At 54.7% G+C, this 18,230-nt stretch carries 15 protein-coding genes; 6 read left to right on the top strand and 9 right to left on the bottom strand.

From position 1 onward, the window contains the following. Window positions 1-25: 25 nt before the first annotated feature. The 4 genes from NNL35_RS06375 to NNL35_RS06360 all read right to left on the bottom strand — a co-directional run bounded on the left by NNL35_RS06375 (window position 26) and on the right by NNL35_RS06360 (window position 3,241). Window positions 26-382, bottom strand: a complete 357-nt coding sequence (locus NNL35_RS06375) for a DUF3139 domain-containing protein (protein ID WP_006675063.1) — start codon at window positions 380-382, stop codon at window positions 26-28. Between the two features lie 189 nt (window positions 383-571). Further along, window positions 572-1,357, bottom strand: a complete 786-nt coding sequence (locus tag NNL35_RS06370; protein ID WP_006675064.1) for an ABC transporter permease — start codon at window positions 1,355-1,357, stop codon at window positions 572-574. Between the two features lie 5 nt (window positions 1,358-1,362). After that, window positions 1,363-2,157: an ABC transporter permease gene (locus tag NNL35_RS06365; RefSeq protein ID WP_006675065.1), complete on the bottom strand. Its 795-nt coding sequence runs from the start codon at window positions 2,155-2,157 to the stop codon at window positions 1,363-1,365. Then, window positions 2,150-3,241, bottom strand: coding sequence for an ABC transporter ATP-binding protein (locus tag NNL35_RS06360; protein WP_040729922.1), 1,092 nt, complete (start codon window positions 3,239-3,241; stop codon window positions 2,150-2,152). The genes NNL35_RS06365 and NNL35_RS06360 overlap by 8 nt, the downstream gene beginning before the upstream one ends. A gap of 246 nt (window positions 3,242-3,487) precedes the next feature. Between NNL35_RS06360 and NNL35_RS06355 the strand changes: the two genes are divergently transcribed. The 4 genes from NNL35_RS06355 to NNL35_RS06340 all read left to right on the top strand — a co-directional run bounded on the left by NNL35_RS06355 (window position 3,488) and on the right by NNL35_RS06340 (window position 8,398). Then, window positions 3,488-4,498 (top strand): LCP family protein, encoded by a 1,011-nt coding sequence (locus tag NNL35_RS06355; protein ID WP_006675067.1) that lies wholly within the window; start codon window positions 3,488-3,490, stop codon window positions 4,496-4,498. Further along, window positions 4,495-5,811, top strand: coding sequence for a glutamate-1-semialdehyde 2,1-aminomutase (locus NNL35_RS06350; protein WP_006675068.1), 1,317 nt, complete (start codon window positions 4,495-4,497; stop codon window positions 5,809-5,811). The genes NNL35_RS06355 and NNL35_RS06350 overlap by 4 nt, the downstream gene beginning before the upstream one ends. A 370-nt stretch (window positions 5,812-6,181) precedes the next feature. Beyond that, window positions 6,182-7,153, top strand: coding sequence for a beta-channel forming cytolysin (locus NNL35_RS06345; protein ID WP_006675069.1), 972 nt, complete (start codon window positions 6,182-6,184; stop codon window positions 7,151-7,153). Between the two features lie 228 nt (window positions 7,154-7,381). Continuing rightward, entirely contained in the window at window positions 7,382-8,398 is a 1,017-nt protein-coding gene (locus NNL35_RS06340; RefSeq protein ID WP_006675070.1) for an ETX/MTX2 family pore-forming toxin, read from the top strand. Window positions 8,399-8,534: 136 nt separating this feature from the next. On the opposite strand, the gene NNL35_RS06335 is transcribed toward NNL35_RS06340, so the two are convergent. After that, window positions 8,535-9,353, bottom strand: coding sequence for a WcbI family polysaccharide biosynthesis putative acetyltransferase (locus NNL35_RS06335; RefSeq protein WP_006675071.1), 819 nt, complete (start codon window positions 9,351-9,353; stop codon window positions 8,535-8,537). Between the two features lie 256 nt (window positions 9,354-9,609). Between NNL35_RS06335 and NNL35_RS06330 the strand changes: the two genes are divergently transcribed. Then, entirely contained in the window at window positions 9,610-11,463 is a 1,854-nt protein-coding gene (locus tag NNL35_RS06330; RefSeq protein ID WP_006675072.1) for a glycoside hydrolase family 30 protein, read from the top strand. Window positions 11,464-11,511: 48 nt separating this feature from the next. Here NNL35_RS06330 and NNL35_RS06325 read toward each other — a convergent pair whose 3' ends face one another. The 3 genes from NNL35_RS06325 to NNL35_RS06315 all read right to left on the bottom strand — a co-directional run bounded on the left by NNL35_RS06325 (window position 11,512) and on the right by NNL35_RS06315 (window position 16,671). Beyond that, window positions 11,512-12,450 carry a D-alanine--D-alanine ligase gene (locus NNL35_RS06325; protein WP_006675073.1) on the bottom strand — a complete coding sequence of 313 codons (939 nt, stop codon included), beginning with the start codon at window positions 12,448-12,450 and terminating at the stop codon, window positions 11,512-11,514. After that, complete coding sequence (locus NNL35_RS06320; protein ID WP_006675074.1) at window positions 12,447-13,904, bottom strand: aminotransferase-like domain-containing protein; 1,458 nt, start codon at window positions 13,902-13,904, stop codon at window positions 12,447-12,449. The genes NNL35_RS06325 and NNL35_RS06320 overlap by 4 nt, the downstream gene beginning before the upstream one ends. A 112-nt stretch (window positions 13,905-14,016) precedes the next feature. After that, window positions 14,017-16,671 (bottom strand): phosphoenolpyruvate synthase, encoded by a 2,655-nt coding sequence (locus NNL35_RS06315; RefSeq protein ID WP_006675075.1) that lies wholly within the window; start codon window positions 16,669-16,671, stop codon window positions 14,017-14,019. Window positions 16,672-16,885: 214 nt separating this feature from the next. Between NNL35_RS06315 and NNL35_RS06310 the strand changes: the two genes are divergently transcribed. Beyond that, entirely contained in the window at window positions 16,886-17,527 is a 642-nt protein-coding gene (locus tag NNL35_RS06310; RefSeq protein WP_006675076.1) for a TetR/AcrR family transcriptional regulator, read from the top strand. Between the two features lie 90 nt (window positions 17,528-17,617). Here the strand turns inward: NNL35_RS06310 and NNL35_RS06305 are convergent, their stop codons facing one another. After that, window positions 17,618-18,193: a TetR/AcrR family transcriptional regulator gene (locus NNL35_RS06305; RefSeq protein WP_040729928.1), complete on the bottom strand. Its 576-nt coding sequence runs from the start codon at window positions 18,191-18,193 to the stop codon at window positions 17,618-17,620. Window positions 18,194-18,230: the final 37 nt, after the last annotated feature.

Here is an 18,230-nt window from a genome sequence, read left to right as displayed (position 1 = left end):
CCAAGTACCTCATCCCGCCGCTTTTCTATGGCGACGCTTCTTCATGTTTATACTTATAATTCTTCCAATCCGCTCCTTCCGGATCGGACATGCCTACTTGAATGATATCTCCTTTTTGATTTCTTTTGTAGTCATAGGTAATATCGGGCTCATCGGTAAAGACCACCTCCGCCGTATAGAAGGAAAGGAATTTGACTTTCGTATCGATGCGGAGAATGTCGCTGTCGGCATAGCCTTGCCGGTCAATCAGATGCTCATAGGTTGCTTTTTCAAGGGAAGCGAGCTGATATTGAATGTAGGCGAACACCAGGATAGGAATAAGAACAATCATTGCGGCGATAATGCCATACACTTTGGCTGCTTTTTTCAAGTGGGCGTCCACATGAGTCCCCTCCCGTAACAACTATTGGTTATTTCCCCTTCGACCTCATCTGCATGATTTCCTTTTATAGGTATGCAAATGGCTATCTAGGTCGCCCCAGTACCGCCAAAATAAAAATGCCGTCGATCCCGGCATGCAAACCAGAATCGACGGCATTGTTCAATCAATAGAACATATCTTTGTCGAAAGCTACGAGCCCGCCCCGCGGTACCGCTTGATCCCGACGTTCCACAGCGTCAGGCCGAGCGCGAAGAAGGCGATGCCCATGAGCGGCGTCAGCAAGGCCATCTGCTGCATGCCCTTGCCCTCCACGAAATAAGAGGCTGGGACGATGCCGACGAAGGCGAACGGCAGCACCCAGGTCAACAGCACCTGAAGGAAGCGGTTGTAGATCGTGAGCGGATAGCGCCCATAGCTCTGAATGTTGAAGACAAGCGGCAGGATGCCGGTCGGGGCATCCGTGTAGAACGACAGCGACGTCAGTGCCGCATAGACGCCGAAGTAGACCATGACCGAGCCGGCCAGCATGACGAGCAGCATCAGCAGCTCGATCAAGCCGAAGCCGAGTCCGAGCCGGGCCCAGCAGACGCCCATCATGACAGCCCCGATGAAGGAACCGATCAGCGCCGGCGGGTCGACATTTTCCAGCAGAATCTGGAACAGGTTATGGGCCGGCCGGGTCAGAATGCGGTCCATCTCGCCTTTGACAATATAGCGTTCGCTGAAGTTCCACAGATTGAAAAAGCAGCTGAACACGCCGTATGGAATCATGAAGTAACCGTAGACGAAGATCATCTCGTCTCGCGTCCAGCCCGCCAGCGTCGGCGTATGCATGAAGATGACGAAGATGAAGATGAGGTTCGTCGCCTGGAAGAACAGGTCCGACAGCACTTCGACCCAGAAGTCCGCACGGTACGCAAGGCGGGTTTTCAAGTAATTCTTCAAATATTCTCCTACGAGACCGAAATAGTACATGCGCCCTACCCTCCTTGCACGAACAGGCGATGCCGCGCGGCCCGCCACATCAGCAGAATAGGCACGATCAGCACGACGAACCAGACGATCTGTATCCCAATCACCGACAGGATCTGGGCATCCTCGATGCGGCCGGTGAACACCGAGCTCGGCAGGAACGTAATCGCCTGGAACGGCAGCCATTCGTTCAACGCAATGAGCCAGCCCGGGAAGAACGAGATCGGCACGATCACGCCGGAGAACAGATCGACGACGACCCGCTTCATCCGAATCATGCCCTCATTATTTTCCACGAAAAAGGCAGTCAAGCCCGTAAGAATATTCAGCTGTGAATTGATCAGGAAGCTTAAAAAGAGCATCAAAGCGAATACGAGCCAGCGCTTCGGATCCGTCGGCAGCTCCACCGGGAACAGCAGGCAGGCAATAATCATGCCCGGCGTCATGAACAAGAGCAGGCGGAAGATGCCTTCCCCGAAGGCTTGCATCATTTTAACAATCAAATAATTATAAGGACGGATGAACTGGATCGCGACGCTGCCATCCCGGATCTCATTCGCAATCTCGCGGTCCATATTGTTGAAATAGAAGGCGCGCGCCATCCACGAGACCGCGATGTAGGTCGTCATCTGCCCGGCGGTGAAGCCCGCCAGCGAGCCTTGGCCCCCATAGATCGCCTGCCAAGTGAAATAATAGACGCCGATGCTGAGCGTATAAATGAGAATGCCGGAATAATAGTTGACCCGGTAAGCCAGCATCGTCAAAAACCGGATCCGGATTAAATCGAGATATGCGCTAGCCATGAAGCACCGCATCCTTCTCCCGTTCGGCGTCCGCATCAGTTCCGGCCGTGCCCTCCTGCGCCGCCTCGCCTGCGCCCTCCGGCAGCTCCGCGCTGCCGGTCTTGTAGATCTCGCGGACGATGTCATCCGTGTTCGTCTCTACAATCTTCAGGTCGGAGATGGAAGCTCCCCCGACAACGCGCCCGATGACATCGGAAATATTCGTCTCCAGCGGCACATGAATGCTCGCTTCAAATGGCGAGTGCACCGTCCAGGTTCCTTCGAGCCCGGAGGTAAGCGCCTCGGCATCGCCCGCGCGCATCGGCTTGGCGAACTGGAAGCGGACCTCTCGTCCTTTGCCCCAGGTGGATTTCAGCATGTCCAGGCTTCCGTCATAGATAATGCGTCCGTCATCAAGCATAATGACGCGGGTGCAGAGCGCTTCAATATCCTGCAGGTCATGCGTCGTCAGCAGAATCGTCGTGCCATGCTCGCGGTTCAGCGTCAGGAGGAAATCGCGAATCTCCGTCTTCACGACGATATCGAGTCCGATGGTCGGCTCGTCGAGGAACAGGACCGACGGCTGGTGCAGCAGAGATGCAACCAGCTCGCAGCGCATGCGCTGGCCCAGGCTCAGCTTCCTTACCGGCCGGTTCAGCAGATCCTGAAGCTGAAGGCGCTCGACCAGCTCGTCCAGCCGCCGCTTGAAGTCCGCCTCCGGCACCCGGTATACCTTGCGCAGCAGGCGGAATGATTCAATGACTCCGATATCCCACCAGAGCTGGCTCCGCTGTCCGAACACGACGCCGATGCCCTGGACGAACCGCTCCCGCTCCGCATGCGGGATGAAGCCGCTCACCCGAATGTCGCCGGCCGTCGGCACGAGGATGCCGGTCAGCATTTTGATGGTGGTCGATTTGCCTGCGCCGTTCTCGCCGATATAGCCGCATATTTCCCCCTGCGGTATCGTGAAGGAGATGTCCTTCACGGCCATGACTTCATTATATTCGCGCTTGAACAAGTCGAGTAAGGCGCCGCTCAGTCCTTCCCGATTTTTCTGCACGCGGAAGGTCTTGCGCAGATCCCGCACTTCAATCGCATTCATCGTTGTCAGCCTCACCCTTTCCGATTGGTTGTCCGCCACGGTGCGGACCATGCGTATATGCTCACGTCGCCCGGGCAAGCCCGGCGTGCGAATTGATTTTGGCGACGTAAAGATTTTATAATGAATAGACAAGATGCGGGGCTAACATCCATACCTATTAATATAGCATGTATATCGACTTGAATGAATGCACCGGAGACGACTCCATCATTTTACTGCTCCGCCGGATGCGGAAAGGACCTATCGATGATCAAAAAGTATTGGAAGCACTCACTCGTTGTATTGCTCGTACTGCTCATTGGCAGCGTCGGTTACTACATCTGGGCGATGTACAATAGTCTGAACAGCCTTCAGAAGCCGCCGGATCAGTCCCGCTTCGCGCCTGTCGTGAACAAGCTCCCCAAACCGAAGGAGGTCGAGCCTCCGAAGTGGGAAGGCTCGGAGCGCGTCAATATTTTGCTGCTGGGCGGCGACTCGCGGGGGATGAAGCCGGATGAGGTGCCTCGCTCCGATTCGCTGCTGCTCGCTTCATTCGATCCCGCCACGAACAAAGCGCATCTGTTCTCCATTCTGCGGGATACGTACGTCGATATTCCCGGGTTCGGCCAGGATCGCATCAATGCGGCTCTCGCTTACGGCGGACCGGAGCTCGCCATGAAGACGGTCGGCAATCTGACCGGATTGGATGTCCAGTATTACGTGTATACCGATTTTCAAGGCTTCATCCAGCTGATCGATGCGATTGGCGGGGTGGAATTCGATGTCGAGAAGGATATGAAGTATACGAGCAAGGCGGACAACCACGAATTCGATATTAATCTGAAAAAAGGAAAACAGATCTTGAACGGAGAGACCGCGCTTATGTACGTCCGGTTCCGGTATGACGCCATGTCCGACTTCGCGCGCACGAAGCGGCAGCGCGAGCTGCTGACGGCGGTGGCCACCAAGCTCAAGTCCGCCTGGTCGATCATCCAGCTTCCGACGCTCATCAATAAAGTCTCCCCTTATGTGGAGACCAATCTGACCGCCGATGATCTCATTAAGCTCGCCGCGCTCGGATATGACAGTACGATCGGTCCGAGCCATCAGCTTCCGCCGATGGACAATGTGGCGGACCTGATGGTCAATCAGTCCGCCGTGCTCCAAGTCCTGGACAAAGACCGGCTGAAGCAGTACATTCAAGATGCTCTGAACGACAAGATCGAGGACTCCGCATCGGGAGAAAACAACGACAATAAAGGAGATACATCCCCATGACTACGAACCGACAACGTTCCGCCCAATTGTATGAAGAAGCGCTGCAGCATATCGTCGGAGGCGTGAACAGCCCGTCCCGCTCCTTCAAGGCGGTCGGCGGCGGCGCTCCCGTCTTCATGGAGCGCGCGCAGGGCGCTCATTTCTGGGATGTGGACGGGAACCGGTACATCGATTATTTGGCCGCTTACGGCCCGATTATTACGGGGCATGCCCATCCTCACGTGACGGAAGCGATCGTGCGTGCCGCCCGGAACGGCACGCTCTACGGTACGCCGACCGAGCTGGAGATCAAGCTGGCCCGCATGCTGAAGGAAGCGGTCCCTTCCATGGACAAGGTCCGCTTCGTCAACTCCGGCACCGAAGCCGTCATGACGACGATCCGGGTCGCCCGCGCCTACACGAAGCGCGAGAAGGTCATCAAGTTCGCCGGCTGCTATCACGGCCACTCCGACCTCGTGCTCGTGGCGGCCGGCTCGGGCCCGTCCACGCTGGGCGTGCCGGACAGCGCCGGCATTCCGGCCAGCATCGCCCAAGAGGTCATTACCGTGCCGTTCAATGACCTGGAGGCCCTGCAGGTAGCGCTTGAGCGCTGGGGCGACGATGTGGCCGCCGTCATGGTCGAGCCCATCGTGGGCAACTTCGGCATGGTCATGCCGAAGCCCGGCTTCCTGGAAGGGCTCTGCCGGCTCGCGCGCGCCAATGGCTCCCTCGTCATCTACGACGAGGTCATCAGCGCGTTCCGCTTCCATTACGGCTCGGCGCAGACGTACGCCGCCTTCCCGGAACATGCGGCCATCGAGCCGGATCTGACCGCGATGGGCAAGATTATCGGCGGCGGGCTGCCGATCGGCGCCTACGGCGGACGGAAGCAGGTCATGGAGCAGGTCGCGCCGCTCGGCCCTGCCTATCAGGCAGGCACGATGGCTGGCAACCCTGCCTCGATCTCGGCAGGCATCGCTTGCCTGGAGGTGCTCTCCGAGCCCGGAATCTACGAGCGCATGGAGGAACTGACCATCCGCCTGACGGAAGGCATTCAGGAAGGAGCCGACCGTTACGGCATTCCGCTCACGATCAACCGGATTCGCGGATCGTTCTCGACGCATTTCTGCGATCATCCGGTGACGAACTACGAGGAAGCGCAGGACACAGACAGCGAGGCCTTCGCCGCCTTCTTCCGCCATATGCTCGACCAGGGCATCTGCCTCGCGCCTTCGAAGTATGAGGCCTGGTTCCTGACGACCGCGCATACCGGCGAGGACATCGACCGGACGATCGAAGCGGCGCATGAATCGTTCCGCCGCATGAAGCTCTGATTCATAGGCATGAAGACTTGAAAAAGGTAACGTTTTTTCAAGTAGAATGGAATTAGATATTAGGGAATACACTAAAAAGGGAAGCAGTTGCAGCTGCTTCCCTTGCATGGCAGCCGCTTCAAAGGCGGTGGCTATCGGAAGTTGAAATAGACCGAGCCTTGACCGGGGCGGTCTATTGTTTTGAAAAAAACTGTCTCAATCAATCCCCTAGGTTGATCATACAACGGCGAGCGCCCCCTGAACTGTGCAGGGGGCGCTCGTTTTTGTTTTAACATGATTGCTACAAAATATAACAATCCTTATGCGGTGAGGCGACAGCAGCTATGCTACAGTAAATCTTAACCCGAAGAAAAAGAATGGAGTGGAGCATATGCTAAAAAAGAAAAAAAGATCACCCCTATTTATTAAAAGTATAACTGCAGTTGCCATTTTACTAGGTTCTCTAACCTTAAATGGAGCATCCATCTCTGCGCAAGTAGCGAAAAATTCTCCCATCGATATCGGACAAGGCGCAAAGGTATACAATAACTTGTCTACAAGGTTTGGCAATGAAAAAATAAAAACCTCTCTTTCTGCTGCCTTTATTGACGATCCCCACAGTAATAAACAAATTGCGGTCATCACTACAGAAGGAAGCAACATTGATGCGGACAGAAAAATCTCTTTTCCTGAACAGGATTCGTATCCAGGGTATTATAGAGCGACAATGCATTGGGCATCTTCTTATCGGGTAGCCATGGAATTAAACGGAAGCGGGGATTTTTTCAAGGTAGCTCCTACGAATACCATCGATAAAAAAACGGTATCATCTACCATTGGATATACCATTGGCGGTACAATAGGCAGCATCCCCAATAGCAGTAACAATTGGTCAACCTCCGTTTCTTATGAACAAGCAGACTACAAAACGATTTTAAAAACCGATACCAATAAAAAGGTGGAATGGACAGTTCCTTTTGTTTCCGCGATGAACCAAGGATGGGGACCGTATAATAGGGATTCATTTACGGTTACTTATGGCAATGAGCTTTTTAGTAAATCTCGTAACGGCCAAGTCTGGGCAAAAGATAATTTTCTTTCCAGCGATCAGATGCCTGCTTTAGCGGCTTACAGCTTTTCTCCTGCCGTTGTCGCCGTTGTCATTGCCGATAAAACGGATTCCTTATCTGAATTAACTGTACATTTAGGCAGAACGCAAGACAGTTATAAGCTGCAATGGCATAGTGAACTATTTGGTCTTGGTTATTGGGCAGGAAGCAATGAAAAAGACACCTCCTATTCAACCTTTACTACAACATATATACTAGATTGGAAAAATCATAAATTGGTAGAGAAAAACTAATGAGGATGGTCACCATCAATCTAATAGGATGAACGTGCGGCGAGCGCCCCCTGAACTGTGCAGGGGGCGCTCGTTCTCTGCTTATCCCGGGCTATTAACATGATTGAAACAATATATAACAATCCTTATGTGATGAGGAAACGGCAGCCGTGCTACGATAACCTTAACCCGAAGGAAAGGAGGCTTAGGGAGCGAAATCAGCAGCATACTCAATGGAGGGGATACACAATGAGAAAACATGTTCTGAGAAATGGTCTTGTTATCGGGCTTTCTGCGCTTATGCTTGGAAGCGCTTCCGTGCCGCCCCAGGCTTATGCCGAAGCATCGATTGCCCAGGAAAAAAGCATCGGGATCGTAGATGTCAATGAAGTGCTTAAAAAGGTAGGCACGTATTATTATAAAAATCATCTGGCAAATACGGTTGCCAACCCGGAAAGTAACGGTTTTAGATACACGCTTCGAGCGAATCCGGATAGCGTTACGCCTGTAATCGACCTGTCGATTGAGGCGAGAACGGAAAATATACACTATGATTCAACGATGCCTGTATTTATCGGAGAAAACACATTTCCAAATACTTTGGATGAGGAGCAAACCTTCAACACCCTGAAATACTCCAAGACGTATACAGAATCCAATTCAACCAGTATGTCCAGCGGATTCAAGGTTGGCGGAGCCGGGGATCTCGGCAATAAATTCATTCTTCCGTTAATTTTGGAGGGCGCAGGCAAACTCAACCTGGAGTACAACACAGGCAGTACGGAAACCCATACAACAAGTGAATCCTACACGTTGGAAGTCCCGTCGCAGCCCGTGAAGGTTCCCCCGCATAAAACATATAAAACGATAGTGGAGTTCAGTCAAAGGACGTATCGCGGAGATGTCGTATTTACAGGCCGGACGGGAAGCACGATGGCAAATCGCAGCATCATCAACGCGACCGGCATATATACGGGTTGGATGGGCATGCAAGATAGCAAGAAATTCACCTACGACAATTTTCTGGGGAGACATTATGCCGGCCTGACAGCCAGTCAGCAGCAAGAAATCAAAAATGCCGGAGTTCAGATTACGACAAGCGGATACGGAGCTGCGGCTAATGCCTATTCTTCTGTTGAAGTAACCGGGAAAGGTTCTTTTTCCGGCGTAATTGGCGCCGAGCTAATCGTCACAACCTATGATGTGACGGATGCGAAGAATGCCCGGCTTGTAAATCAACGTACAGTTCCCATTGACCTTGATTGATCATTTCTCCTAGGCTCTCCAGCCGTTTCTTTCTGTCCAGGAAGAAACGGCTATTATTATCACTCTTTTCGACTGGAAAAAATCTAGTCCCGGATCAAGCCGCTGGAATCTCGCCAGTCTACAGCACGGCACGGTTCTAGCTCCCCCTCATCGCCTGCGCATGATAATCGACATACCGCGAAATATATTCCGGGAAGGTCAGAATTTCACCGCCCAAGGTGTACACCCGGTCTTCCGGCCGCACGAAGCTCAGTCCCAGATGCTTGATGACGCTTGGGTAGATCGGGTGAATCAGCTCGAGGAAGGCCGTGTCGTGAACGACATGCGCAATCTCCTGACCTGAAATATGAATCCGTTCCAAAATGTTCATCGCCAAGTACCGTATGATCTGGAACCGCGGATGGCATATCGTGGCGAATAAATGATTGTGCCGGTAGTTCTGTTCGATGAAATCGGCCAGAGGGATATCGATTCCCGCTTCCCGGCTCCGCAAATTGAGCATGAAATCATCATGATATTGATGCAAGAACGGAGCGGAGTATAAATTCTCGTCCGACAAGAGGGCGATAATCATCTCCTTGCTTACTCCCGCTTGCAGCAGGCGGATGACATTCTGATCCGCATAGGCGAACAACGGCTCCTTATTGTCCGGGATGAATTGAGGATAATAGGACATGAAAAAAGCATTGCCGATGCTGATGCGGATGCAGCGGTCCGGCAGTCTGGTCAATATATAGTCGGTGGACAGATAAGGCCCGAAGGCATCGCTCGTTCTCATATAGATGAACAGATCGCATTGGTTCAACAGGTGATCGCCGATGCCGGTGGCCTGATTGCATACCTGGATCATCGGCACCTCTACCAACTCGTAGAATTGGCGGAACGTCGCCGACGAAGCCAAATATTGGCGAATCGGAATGCCATGGCAGTTGGCGAACACAATGCATTTCTTCATCACGCACCACTCCCCTAGCCCTTGTACGGGCGCATTAGTCAAAGCCCCTTCTTTCGGTTTTTACATATAATGCATCTCCAATGCCATCTGTCAGGGACATTCCGTCCTTTCCGCTTACCCAATCGCCATAATAGGCTCCCTGCCGGCGTGCGCTCACGGCCGAGTTCAATAAGTTTTGCAAAAGCGCGAATAGTCTCTGCAAAAAATGATATACATGCAATGAATCACATATCGGCACACGGAAAGGTGGTTGTTCATGAGAAGCAAGCTCCTCCACTCCCTGTTGAGCGCCGGCACGGCGCTAACGATGCTGGTCACCATGGTCTGGGCACTGCCGTTCACGGTATGGGCGGACCCGGCGGAATCATCCGACATGGCGGAGGCCGCCGCGGCTTCGGATGTCTATATCGGTTGGAATGACGTGAAGCAGGAGATCGACGGGTTCGGGGTGTCCCAGGCCGGCTGGTCGGACGCCATCTATGATTTGCCGGAGCCGGTGCGCAGCGAAGTGATGGATCGTCTGTTCGATCAAGTTACCGGTATCGGCGTGTCGATTTTCCGGGGCGCGGTCTTCCCCGCCTTCAATCCGGCTCCCGGTCAATATGACTTCCAGGCCCGTCCCGACCAGGTATGGGTGATGCAGCAAGCGCAGGCGAGAGGCGTGCATAAGCTTATCGCCAGCACCTGGAGCCCGCCGGCCTGGATGAAGTCTAATAACTCCACGACCAACGGCGGATATCTTAAAAAAGAGAACTACGGCGATTTCGCGGTTCTGCTCTCCACGTTCATCAAGGAATATGAGCAGCAGTTCGGCCTTGATCTGTATGGCATCTCCATCGCCAACGAGCCGAACTCGATGACCTTCCTCCCTTGGGACTCGGCCGAATGGAATTCGACGCAGATTCAAGTGTTTTTGAAGGATTATTTGAAGCAGGAAATGATCAACCATGGCGTGCAGGACACGAAGGTGATCGTCGGCGAGCCTTCCTGGTGGTCGGAGGATCTGATGAAGGATGCGCTGAACGACCCGGCTTCCGCGGATCGGATCGACATCGTCGCCGGCCATAACTACCCCGTGCCGGTCATCGGCGTCGAGCTGCCGACCGCGCCGTTCACCACCGCCCAAGCGAAGGGGAAGCGAGTCTGGATGACCGAGGTGTCCAAGGTCGATTCCTACGATCCGGGCATGACCTCCGGTCTGAAGTTCGCCCGCCAGATTCATGACTTCATGACCAAGGCCCAGGTCAATGCGTGGATGTACTGGACCGGGGCCATTCCGGGGAGCAATGACGAGGGGCTGATCAACGTATACAAGGATACGAATACGTATCAATTGACGAAGCGCTACTACACGTTCGGCAACTACAGCAAATATATCAAGCCGGGGTACGTGCGCATCGGCGCGACCGCGAATCCGAAGCCGGGCGTTCATGTATCGGCATACAAAGATCCGGCCACCGGCAGCTTCACGATCGTCGCGGTGAACGACAGCGATGCGACGGCCGAGCTGAACGTCGTGCCGAACGGATTCACGGCGGGCCGACTGACGCCCTATGTGACGAACAACAGCTTGAGCCTTGCGCAGGGGCACAACGTCCCTCTCATCAACGGCAAGTTCCAGGCGATCGTCGCGCCGAAGAGCGTCGTCACCTTCGTCGGGCAGAACGGTTCGGCGCCCGATCCGGAAGAGCAGGTCTTGACCGACGACCTGGATGACTGGTCCAACACCTTTTCCCATACAGACGGATTGACGCTCGATTCCTCCAACCCCTCCTATTTTGACGGAGACAGGTCACGGGTAAAGCGGACCAGCGGCACGACCGAGAGCTTCATCTATGAGCTGCCGAACATTACCTCCTTCATCGCCAGCCTCTATCAATTCAGCGTATGGGACGGCATCGCCTTCTATACCTCAACCGACAACCAGAGCTGGACGCCCGTCGTCCATGTCAGCACCCCGGGAGTATACAAGGGAAGCAAATGGTACAGAAAAGTGTACACGCCGCAAACCGAGCTGCCCGCCGGCACCAACTATTTGAAGGTCGAGCTGTCCGGCAGCGACTCCTGGGAAAAGCAAGTGTCTGAGATGGTCATTCATTATGCTCCATAGGCTTGTTCATGAAAAACCTTCGTCAACAAAGAAGCAGATCTCCAGGCGTTACCGCCCAGGGAGACCTGCTTCTTCTGTCTTTCTTGCCCGCAAGGAATGCGTTATGATTTCATCCAGCAGCCGGCTGTAAGAAAGGCCCGCCGCTTTGGCGCTTTTCGGGAGCAAGCTGTTCTTGGTCAACCCCGGAAGCGTGTTCACTTCGAGTACATAGGGAATCCCATCGGCAAGCATCATGTCGATGCGGGCATACACGCTGCACTTCATGGCCTGATAGATTCGGAGTGCCGCCTCGCGAACCGCCGTGCCGCACGGCTCCGGCAATTCGATGACTTCCTCCTCCGCCCCGCCGTCGCAATATTTGGACGAATAATCGAAGAAATGAGCCTTGGCCTTAATCGATACGGTAGGCAGCAGCGTTCCATTCAGCACCGCGCACGTAATTTCGTCGCCGGCGACATATTGCTCCAGCAGCACCTCACGGTCCCACGCCAGCGCGTCCGCCACGGCTTGACGCAGACGGTCCGGGCCGTCCGCGATCTGCACGCCGATGCTGGAGCCGCCCGTATTCGGCTTCACGACGACGGGATAGCCAAGCCGGCGGCCGGCTTCCGCCGTGTCCAGCTCATCGAGCGAAGCAATCAGCATCCAGTCCGGGGTCGCCAATCCCTCGAAGCGGATGATTTTCTTCGTCAGCTCTTTATCCATACACAGGCTGCTGGATAAGACGCCTGATCCTGTATAGGGGATGCCGAGCGTCTCCAGCGTGCCCTGCACTGTCCCGTCCTCGCCGTATTTGCCATGCAAAGCCAACAGGGCGATATCGATCCCTTTGACCTTGCCGATAAGCTCCTCCGTGGAATTCAGTTCAATGGGTACCGCTTCATATTTGTCATCCAGATTCGCCATCATTTCCTTCCCCGTCATGAGCGACACTTGGCGCTCAGAGGAGACGCCTCCCATAATCACGCCGACTTTGGTCGCCTTCATCCCGTTACCTCCCCCATGAGCTGTCTGACCATCTGGCCTATCGTCGCGATGCCTGCCTCCAACTCCCCTTCCGAGACGCGCGAGAAGCCGAGCCGGAACGTATTGGCGCCGGAGCCATCGGTATGAAAAATATCGCCCGGCGTAAAGACAACGCCTTGCCGCACGCACGCGCTGAGCACATCGCGCGCGGCCAATGATTCGTGCAATTCAATGAATAAGTGCAGTCCGCCGTCGCCGCTCAGCCTGGCGAACGGAATATGCTCCCGGCACCATTGCACGGCCAGCTCATATTTGCGCTTGTAAGCATTTCGGGCCCGCTTGATATACTTTTCGAAATTTCCGTTATGCAAATATTGATATAAAATCGCTTGATCGAGCGTAGACGTATGTATGCTCCGCGCCCGCTTCATGCTCTCCAAATAATCGACAAGCTCCCGATCCGCCAGCACCCAGCCTACGCGAATCCCCGGGAACAGCACCTTCGAATAGCTGCCGATGTAGACTACGTTGTTCCCGCTGCCGCCGCAGGCAATCATCGGGGCGACGTGCGATCCGGAATAGCGCAGCTCCTCGTTGAAGCCGTCCTCGATGACCGGGATGCGGTAATCGCCGAACAGGCGCAAGGCCTCCATCCGCTTCTCCGGGGACATGACGATGCCGGTCGGATTATGATAGGACGGAATGAGGTAAGCCAGGTCGAAGGACTGTTGGGCCAATGCCCGCTCCAGCTCCTCCAGTTGGAGTCCGTCCTCCTGCATGGCGATTCCGGTGATCTCCAGGCCGTGCATCTTGAACAGCTTGATCGCTGTATGATGGGTCGGATTCTCGCACAGCACGCGCCCGTGCGGCTTGCGCAGGGCCGACAGGACAAGGTCGAGCCCTTCGGTAAAGCCGTTCGTCACGAGCAGATCTTTGCCGGTTAAATCCACACCCTTCGTCTCCATATACCGCAGCAGGCAGTCGATTAACGGCTTGTAGCCTTTCGCATAGCCATAGTTCAGCAAAATCTCGCCTTCGAGCGACATCCGATCGAGAAAGGCCCGCTTCACATTGTCCAGATCGAACAGCTTCTCGTCCGGGGCAATGCTGGTGAACGAAATCATCCCCTTCTCCCAGCGAACGCCATGCTTCATCAGATCAAGCTCCTCGGCCGTGCGGGCGCACGCTCCAATCCTTTCCTTCCATTCCAGCCGCGCGCCGTCCACGGCCGGCACGACCTCTTGCGTTACGTAGCTTCCTTTGCCCGCCACGGAATGAATCAGTCCTTCGTCCTCCAGCTCCCGGTACGCCGTCATGACCGTGTTGCGGCTCAATTGCCATAAGGAGGCGAACTCGCGGGTCGAAGGGAGCTTCTGATCGGCGCGCAAAATTCCTTTATATATCAACTCTTTGATATAGTCCTTCACTTGAACGGAAGCGGGACGTCCATCTACGAGCTTGAAATCGTTGAACATTCACTCATCCCCTTAGGACTATATTGGCATATTTCCGCGGAGAAACAAAGAACCGCGCTCTGCCTTTTTCCGGCAAAACGCGGTTCCTTACCTGCTTATATAGATGAAGGTATCAAGCCAAACTATGCGCTTCTTCCAGCACGATTACATGTCCTGTAGTGCCGTCCAAGCGAAGCAGCTCGCCGTCACGGATGAGCTTCGTCGCACGCTCGACCCCGACGATGGCGGGAATGCCATACTCGCGGGCGACGACCGAGCCGTGCGTCATCATGCCTCCAATCTCGGTGATGAGCCCCCTCGCTTGCTGGAACAGCGGCGTCCAGCCCGGATCGGTGAACGGCGCCACCAGAATCTCGCCTTCCTTCAGCGACGCCGTGCTCGGATCAAGCACGATTCTCGCTCGGCCTTCAACGACGCCGGGCGAGACCGGCAGTCCAATCAAGGCGCCTTCCGGCGCATCGCCGCCGTCCAGTCTGCCCTCGATAATCTCCCCTTCGCTCGTGAAGACGCGCGGCGGCTGCAGGCGCTGATAGTGCTTGAAGCTCTCCTTCCGGGCCGCGATCAGCGACGGAACGTCTTCTGCGAAGGTGCCGGTTATAATCTCCTTCATTTCAGGCAAGGCCAGGAAGAACATCTCGTTCCGCTCGCTCAGGACGCCCTGTGCCGCTAGATCATCGCCCAGCTCCAGCACCGCTTTCCGGTAGAGCGCCAAATGACGGACCAGCACGAATTTGTGATGCTCCCGCAAGCCCATGAAGCTCCGGTAGACGGTAATCAGCCGGGACACGATCCGTTCCTTGAATGCTCCGTCTTCCAGGCCGCGGACTTGGGACAGAATACGTCCGGCGGCCCTCTCGGCTTCCTGCTCCCCTTGGCGGAAGCGTTCGCGGTGCTCTCCGTGCTGGAGGCTGTCCAGATGGCCCACAATCGATGGGATCAGCATATAAGGCCGCTCCCCCCAGCGCGTTCTCATGATGTCAATCTCGCCGGGGCAGCGGACGCCGTATCGTTCCAGCCACCGCGCGAAGGCCGCCTTGAATTCCGGGCCACCGGCAATGGCGTCCAGCCCCTCCATAAATCCATCCTCGGCCGCGTTCCGCAAATACGCCGTCAGTTCCGGATAAGGCCGGGCGGTATCCGCCACATCCCCCAGCTCCAGTCCCATCTCGCTCGTGACATTGAAAGGCAGGGACTTGTTCAGCGTGATCAGCTCGCCGCCATCGAAGTTCCACCATTTCGCCAGCAGCTCGAGCAGATGCTGCGCCACCATGGCTGTGACCATGTAGTGAAAGCTCTCGCCCATCAAATAGCGCGCCAATGACTCGTAGTTTTGATGAATATACGTAATTTTATCGGCTCCGTCGCATTCGTCCAACCGCTGCCGGCATTTGTCCACAAGGTGATCCGCTCCGTCCTCGACCTCCGTGTAGGCCGCTTGGCCCTCCCCCTCCAGCATATCCTTGAGCACCTGCGTCGCAAGCCGGGGGAGCATCTCTTCCAGCCCCTCCCAACCGGAAGAGGATTTTTCTTTGAGCGGAAAACGGTCAAGAATTTGTCTGGCCGCGCTGGCTATGAGGGCGTCCATCTTGCCGATCATCTGCAGCGTCACCTTCCGGGCCAAGCCGGCCTGCAGCGAACGCGTGGCATCCATGAACAGTCTGCCGCCGGCTTCTACCAGCGCTGCCGCGCGTTCCTCCCCGGCGGCGGCGAAATCTCTTGTCATTTGCCAGACCGAAATTCCGGCGGGCGACATCGCATCGGTCATCATCTGCATATGGCCGAACGAGAAATAAACATGCAGCCCATCGTCGGGCGCTTGCGGTAGTGGAAAAATGGAAGTGATCGGTCGGGCCTGAACAATGTAAAACTGTCCGCCGGACAGGCACCATTCAATATCTTGCTCCGCCCCGTAATGCGCTTGAATTCGCTCTCCCATCCGGGCCAGAGTCACTATCTGCTCATCGGACAGCGCCTGCTCCTTCTGCTTCGGTTCAGGAAGTTCTTCGACTGCCGTGCCTCCCTCGGCGAGCGTACAGACAGCCGACTTCTTGCATGAGATCTGCTTCTTCACGATCTCGCCCTGCCTGACCTGGTACAGATCAGGGTTGACGAGCCCCGACACGAGCGCTTCCCCCAGCCCGAAGCTGGCATCAATCGAGATGATGCTTCGGTTCCCCGTAATCGGATCGGCGGTGAACATCACCCCTGATACATCAGGCACGATCAGGCGCTGGACGATGACGGCCAGCCGGACGGAACGATGATCGAACCCGTTTTTCATCCGGTAGGCAATGGCTCGTTCGGAAAAGAGTGAAGACCAACACTGCCGAATGGCCTCGAAGAGCTGCCGCTCCCCTTTGACATTCAAGAGCGTGTCCTGCTGCCCGGCGAAGGAAGCTGTGGGCAAATCCTCCGCCGTCGCGCTGGAACGAACGGCGGCGACAGGATTATCGCCCATCTCTCTCCATGCGCCAAGAATATCTTCGATCATCTCATCCGGAATTGGCAAGCTGCTGATATGCCGCTGCATCCGCTGGCTTAGGCGCCGGATCTCCTCGTTAGCCTGAACGTTCAAGAGGCCGAGCTCTTCATAGAAAGAGTCCATCCGATCCGATTGTCCCACTACCGCGTCATAGACGGAAGTCGTAACGCAGAATCCCGGGGGAACGGGAAATCCGGCTTGCCGCAATTCCCCCAGATTGGCTCCCTTGCCGCCTGCGAGCGGCAAATGGGTCCGATTCACGCGGTCCAAATTGACACAGTTCATCAATGGCTTCAACTCCTTCAGAACAGGTTAAATTAGCCACTAGTACTAGTAAATGAACGTATTGTTGAAAAACATCCAATTGGATGTTTATAATTTTACCAAGTGTTGTTATTTCTTCAATGCGCAGTTCGCTATCATCTGTTCATTACCGTACACATGCAGCCAGATTGTTGATTTATGTGTAAATAATTTGTAAATAAGAAGGTGAAGCTTGATGTCCAACACGACGGATCGGCGAGTCAAAAGAACGAAAAAAAGAATCCGGTGCGCATTAATCGAATTGATGAACGAAAAGGAGTTCGGGGCGATCACGGTGCAGGATATTGCCGAGCGGGCGGACATTAATCGAGGGACATTCTATTTGCATTATCAAGACAAATACGATCTGTTCGAACGAAGCGTGGACGATATGCTGGAGGAGCTCGCCAAAGCGGTCGGACCCACCGAAGATGAAAAGCGGAGCATGCCTCATAAGTACCCGGAAAAGCAAGTTATCCGCTTGTTCTCCCATTTCCGTCTGCATCGCGATTTTTACAAAACCATGTTCGGAGACAACGCGAGAACCTATTTTAACAATCGCTTCACGGAAATGTTATACCAGCAGTTCAGCCAGGCCTTTGAAGCGTTGAAGCTGACGCCGCGCGCCGTGAACGGCTTGAACAAAGAGATTGTAAGCCACTACGTTCTGTTCGCTCATCTGGGAGTCTTGGTGAACTGGCTGGGGCAAGACACGCCTTATTCACCCGAATATATGGCGAAGCAATTGGAAGCGATCTACCATTACGCTTATCCATCCGGGCGAGCGAAGGAAGAGCAAGCGGGGAGCGCCCATCAGCATCTTTTGGAGGACAGATAGACTATATAAATGAACGATGTCCGCCAATAAAGGTGCAAAAAAGAGCCGCAAGGAGTCCGTGCCTCCCTGCGGCTCTGTTCATCTAGCTGCTTACTTGCTCTCTAACTTGCTCATCCCGTTCAAGAACATCTCGGCATAGACACCCGCCACCTCGGCGTCGGACAACGGGCCGTCGGGCTTGAACCACGTATAGCACCAGTTGCAGGCGCCGAGGATGCTGAACGCCATCATGTCTGCCGGCAGATCATTCCGGAACTCGCCGCTCTCCATTCCCCGCTCGATGACAGACTGTACATTTAACCGGAACCGATCCCGCTTCTGTTTGATTTCGCTAAGATTATCGCCCGTAATATGAAGGAGTTCACGGAAAAAGATGCGTGCGCTGCTCCCTTGGCTTTCGATGGCCCGAATCATCATGAGGATGATCCCGGACAGCTTCTCCTTCCAGGTTCGATCCGGCTGCTCGATGATGCGCCGCTGCTCCTCCAGCATATAATCAATATACTGCAGATGAATCTGCGTCAGCAGTTGCTCCTTGCTCGCGAAGTAATAATAGAAGGTCCCCTTGGTCACGCCCAGCGTATCGACAATGTCCTGGATCGAGGCTTCGCTGAACCCTTTCGCTTCAAAAAGCGCAATGCTATGCTTCATAATCTTCTCTTTCATGGACGGCTCCAAGTATGATCTCCCCTCATCGCGTGTA

It is taken from the genome of Paenibacillus dendritiformis (assembly GCF_945605565.1).
GTDB lineage: Bacteria > Bacillota > Bacilli > Paenibacillales > Paenibacillaceae > Paenibacillus_B > Paenibacillus_B dendritiformis_A.
Note: the sequence above shows the minus strand (reverse complement) of the source record. Positions and strands in the feature narration are given on the sequence as shown.

Coding starts and splice junctions, on each gene's coding strand:
- NNL35_RS06365 (WP_006675065.1), bottom strand. CDS start 2,157: ATGGCTAGCGCATATCTCGATTTAATCCGGATCCGGTTTTTGACGATG.
- NNL35_RS06370 (WP_006675064.1), bottom strand. CDS start 1,357: ATGTACTATTTCGGTCTCGTAGGAGAATATTTGAAGAATTACTTGAAA.
- NNL35_RS06340 (WP_006675070.1), top strand. CDS start 7,382: ATGAGAAAACATGTTCTGAGAAATGGTCTTGTTATCGGGCTTTCTGCG.
- NNL35_RS06335 (WP_006675071.1), bottom strand. CDS start 9,353: ATGAAGAAATGCATTGTGTTCGCCAACTGCCATGGCATTCCGATTCGC.
- NNL35_RS06345 (WP_006675069.1), top strand. CDS start 6,182: ATGCTAAAAAAGAAAAAAAGATCACCCCTATTTATTAAAAGTATAACT.
- NNL35_RS06310 (WP_006675076.1), top strand. CDS start 16,886: ATGTCCAACACGACGGATCGGCGAGTCAAAAGAACGAAAAAAAGAATC.
- NNL35_RS06305 (WP_040729928.1), bottom strand. CDS start 18,193: ATGAAAGAGAAGATTATGAAGCATAGCATTGCGCTTTTTGAAGCGAAA.
- NNL35_RS06315 (WP_006675075.1), bottom strand. CDS start 16,671: ATGAACTGTGTCAATTTGGACCGCGTGAATCGGACCCATTTGCCGCTC.
- NNL35_RS06330 (WP_006675072.1), top strand. CDS start 9,610: ATGAGAAGCAAGCTCCTCCACTCCCTGTTGAGCGCCGGCACGGCGCTA.
- NNL35_RS06360 (WP_040729922.1), bottom strand. CDS start 3,241: ATGAATGCGATTGAAGTGCGGGATCTGCGCAAGACCTTCCGCGTGCAG.
- NNL35_RS06350 (WP_006675068.1), top strand. CDS start 4,495: ATGACTACGAACCGACAACGTTCCGCCCAATTGTATGAAGAAGCGCTG.
- NNL35_RS06320 (WP_006675074.1), bottom strand. CDS start 13,904: ATGTTCAACGATTTCAAGCTCGTAGATGGACGTCCCGCTTCCGTTCAA.
- NNL35_RS06325 (WP_006675073.1), bottom strand. CDS start 12,450: ATGAAGGCGACCAAAGTCGGCGTGATTATGGGAGGCGTCTCCTCTGAG.
- NNL35_RS06355 (WP_006675067.1), top strand. CDS start 3,488: ATGATCAAAAAGTATTGGAAGCACTCACTCGTTGTATTGCTCGTACTG.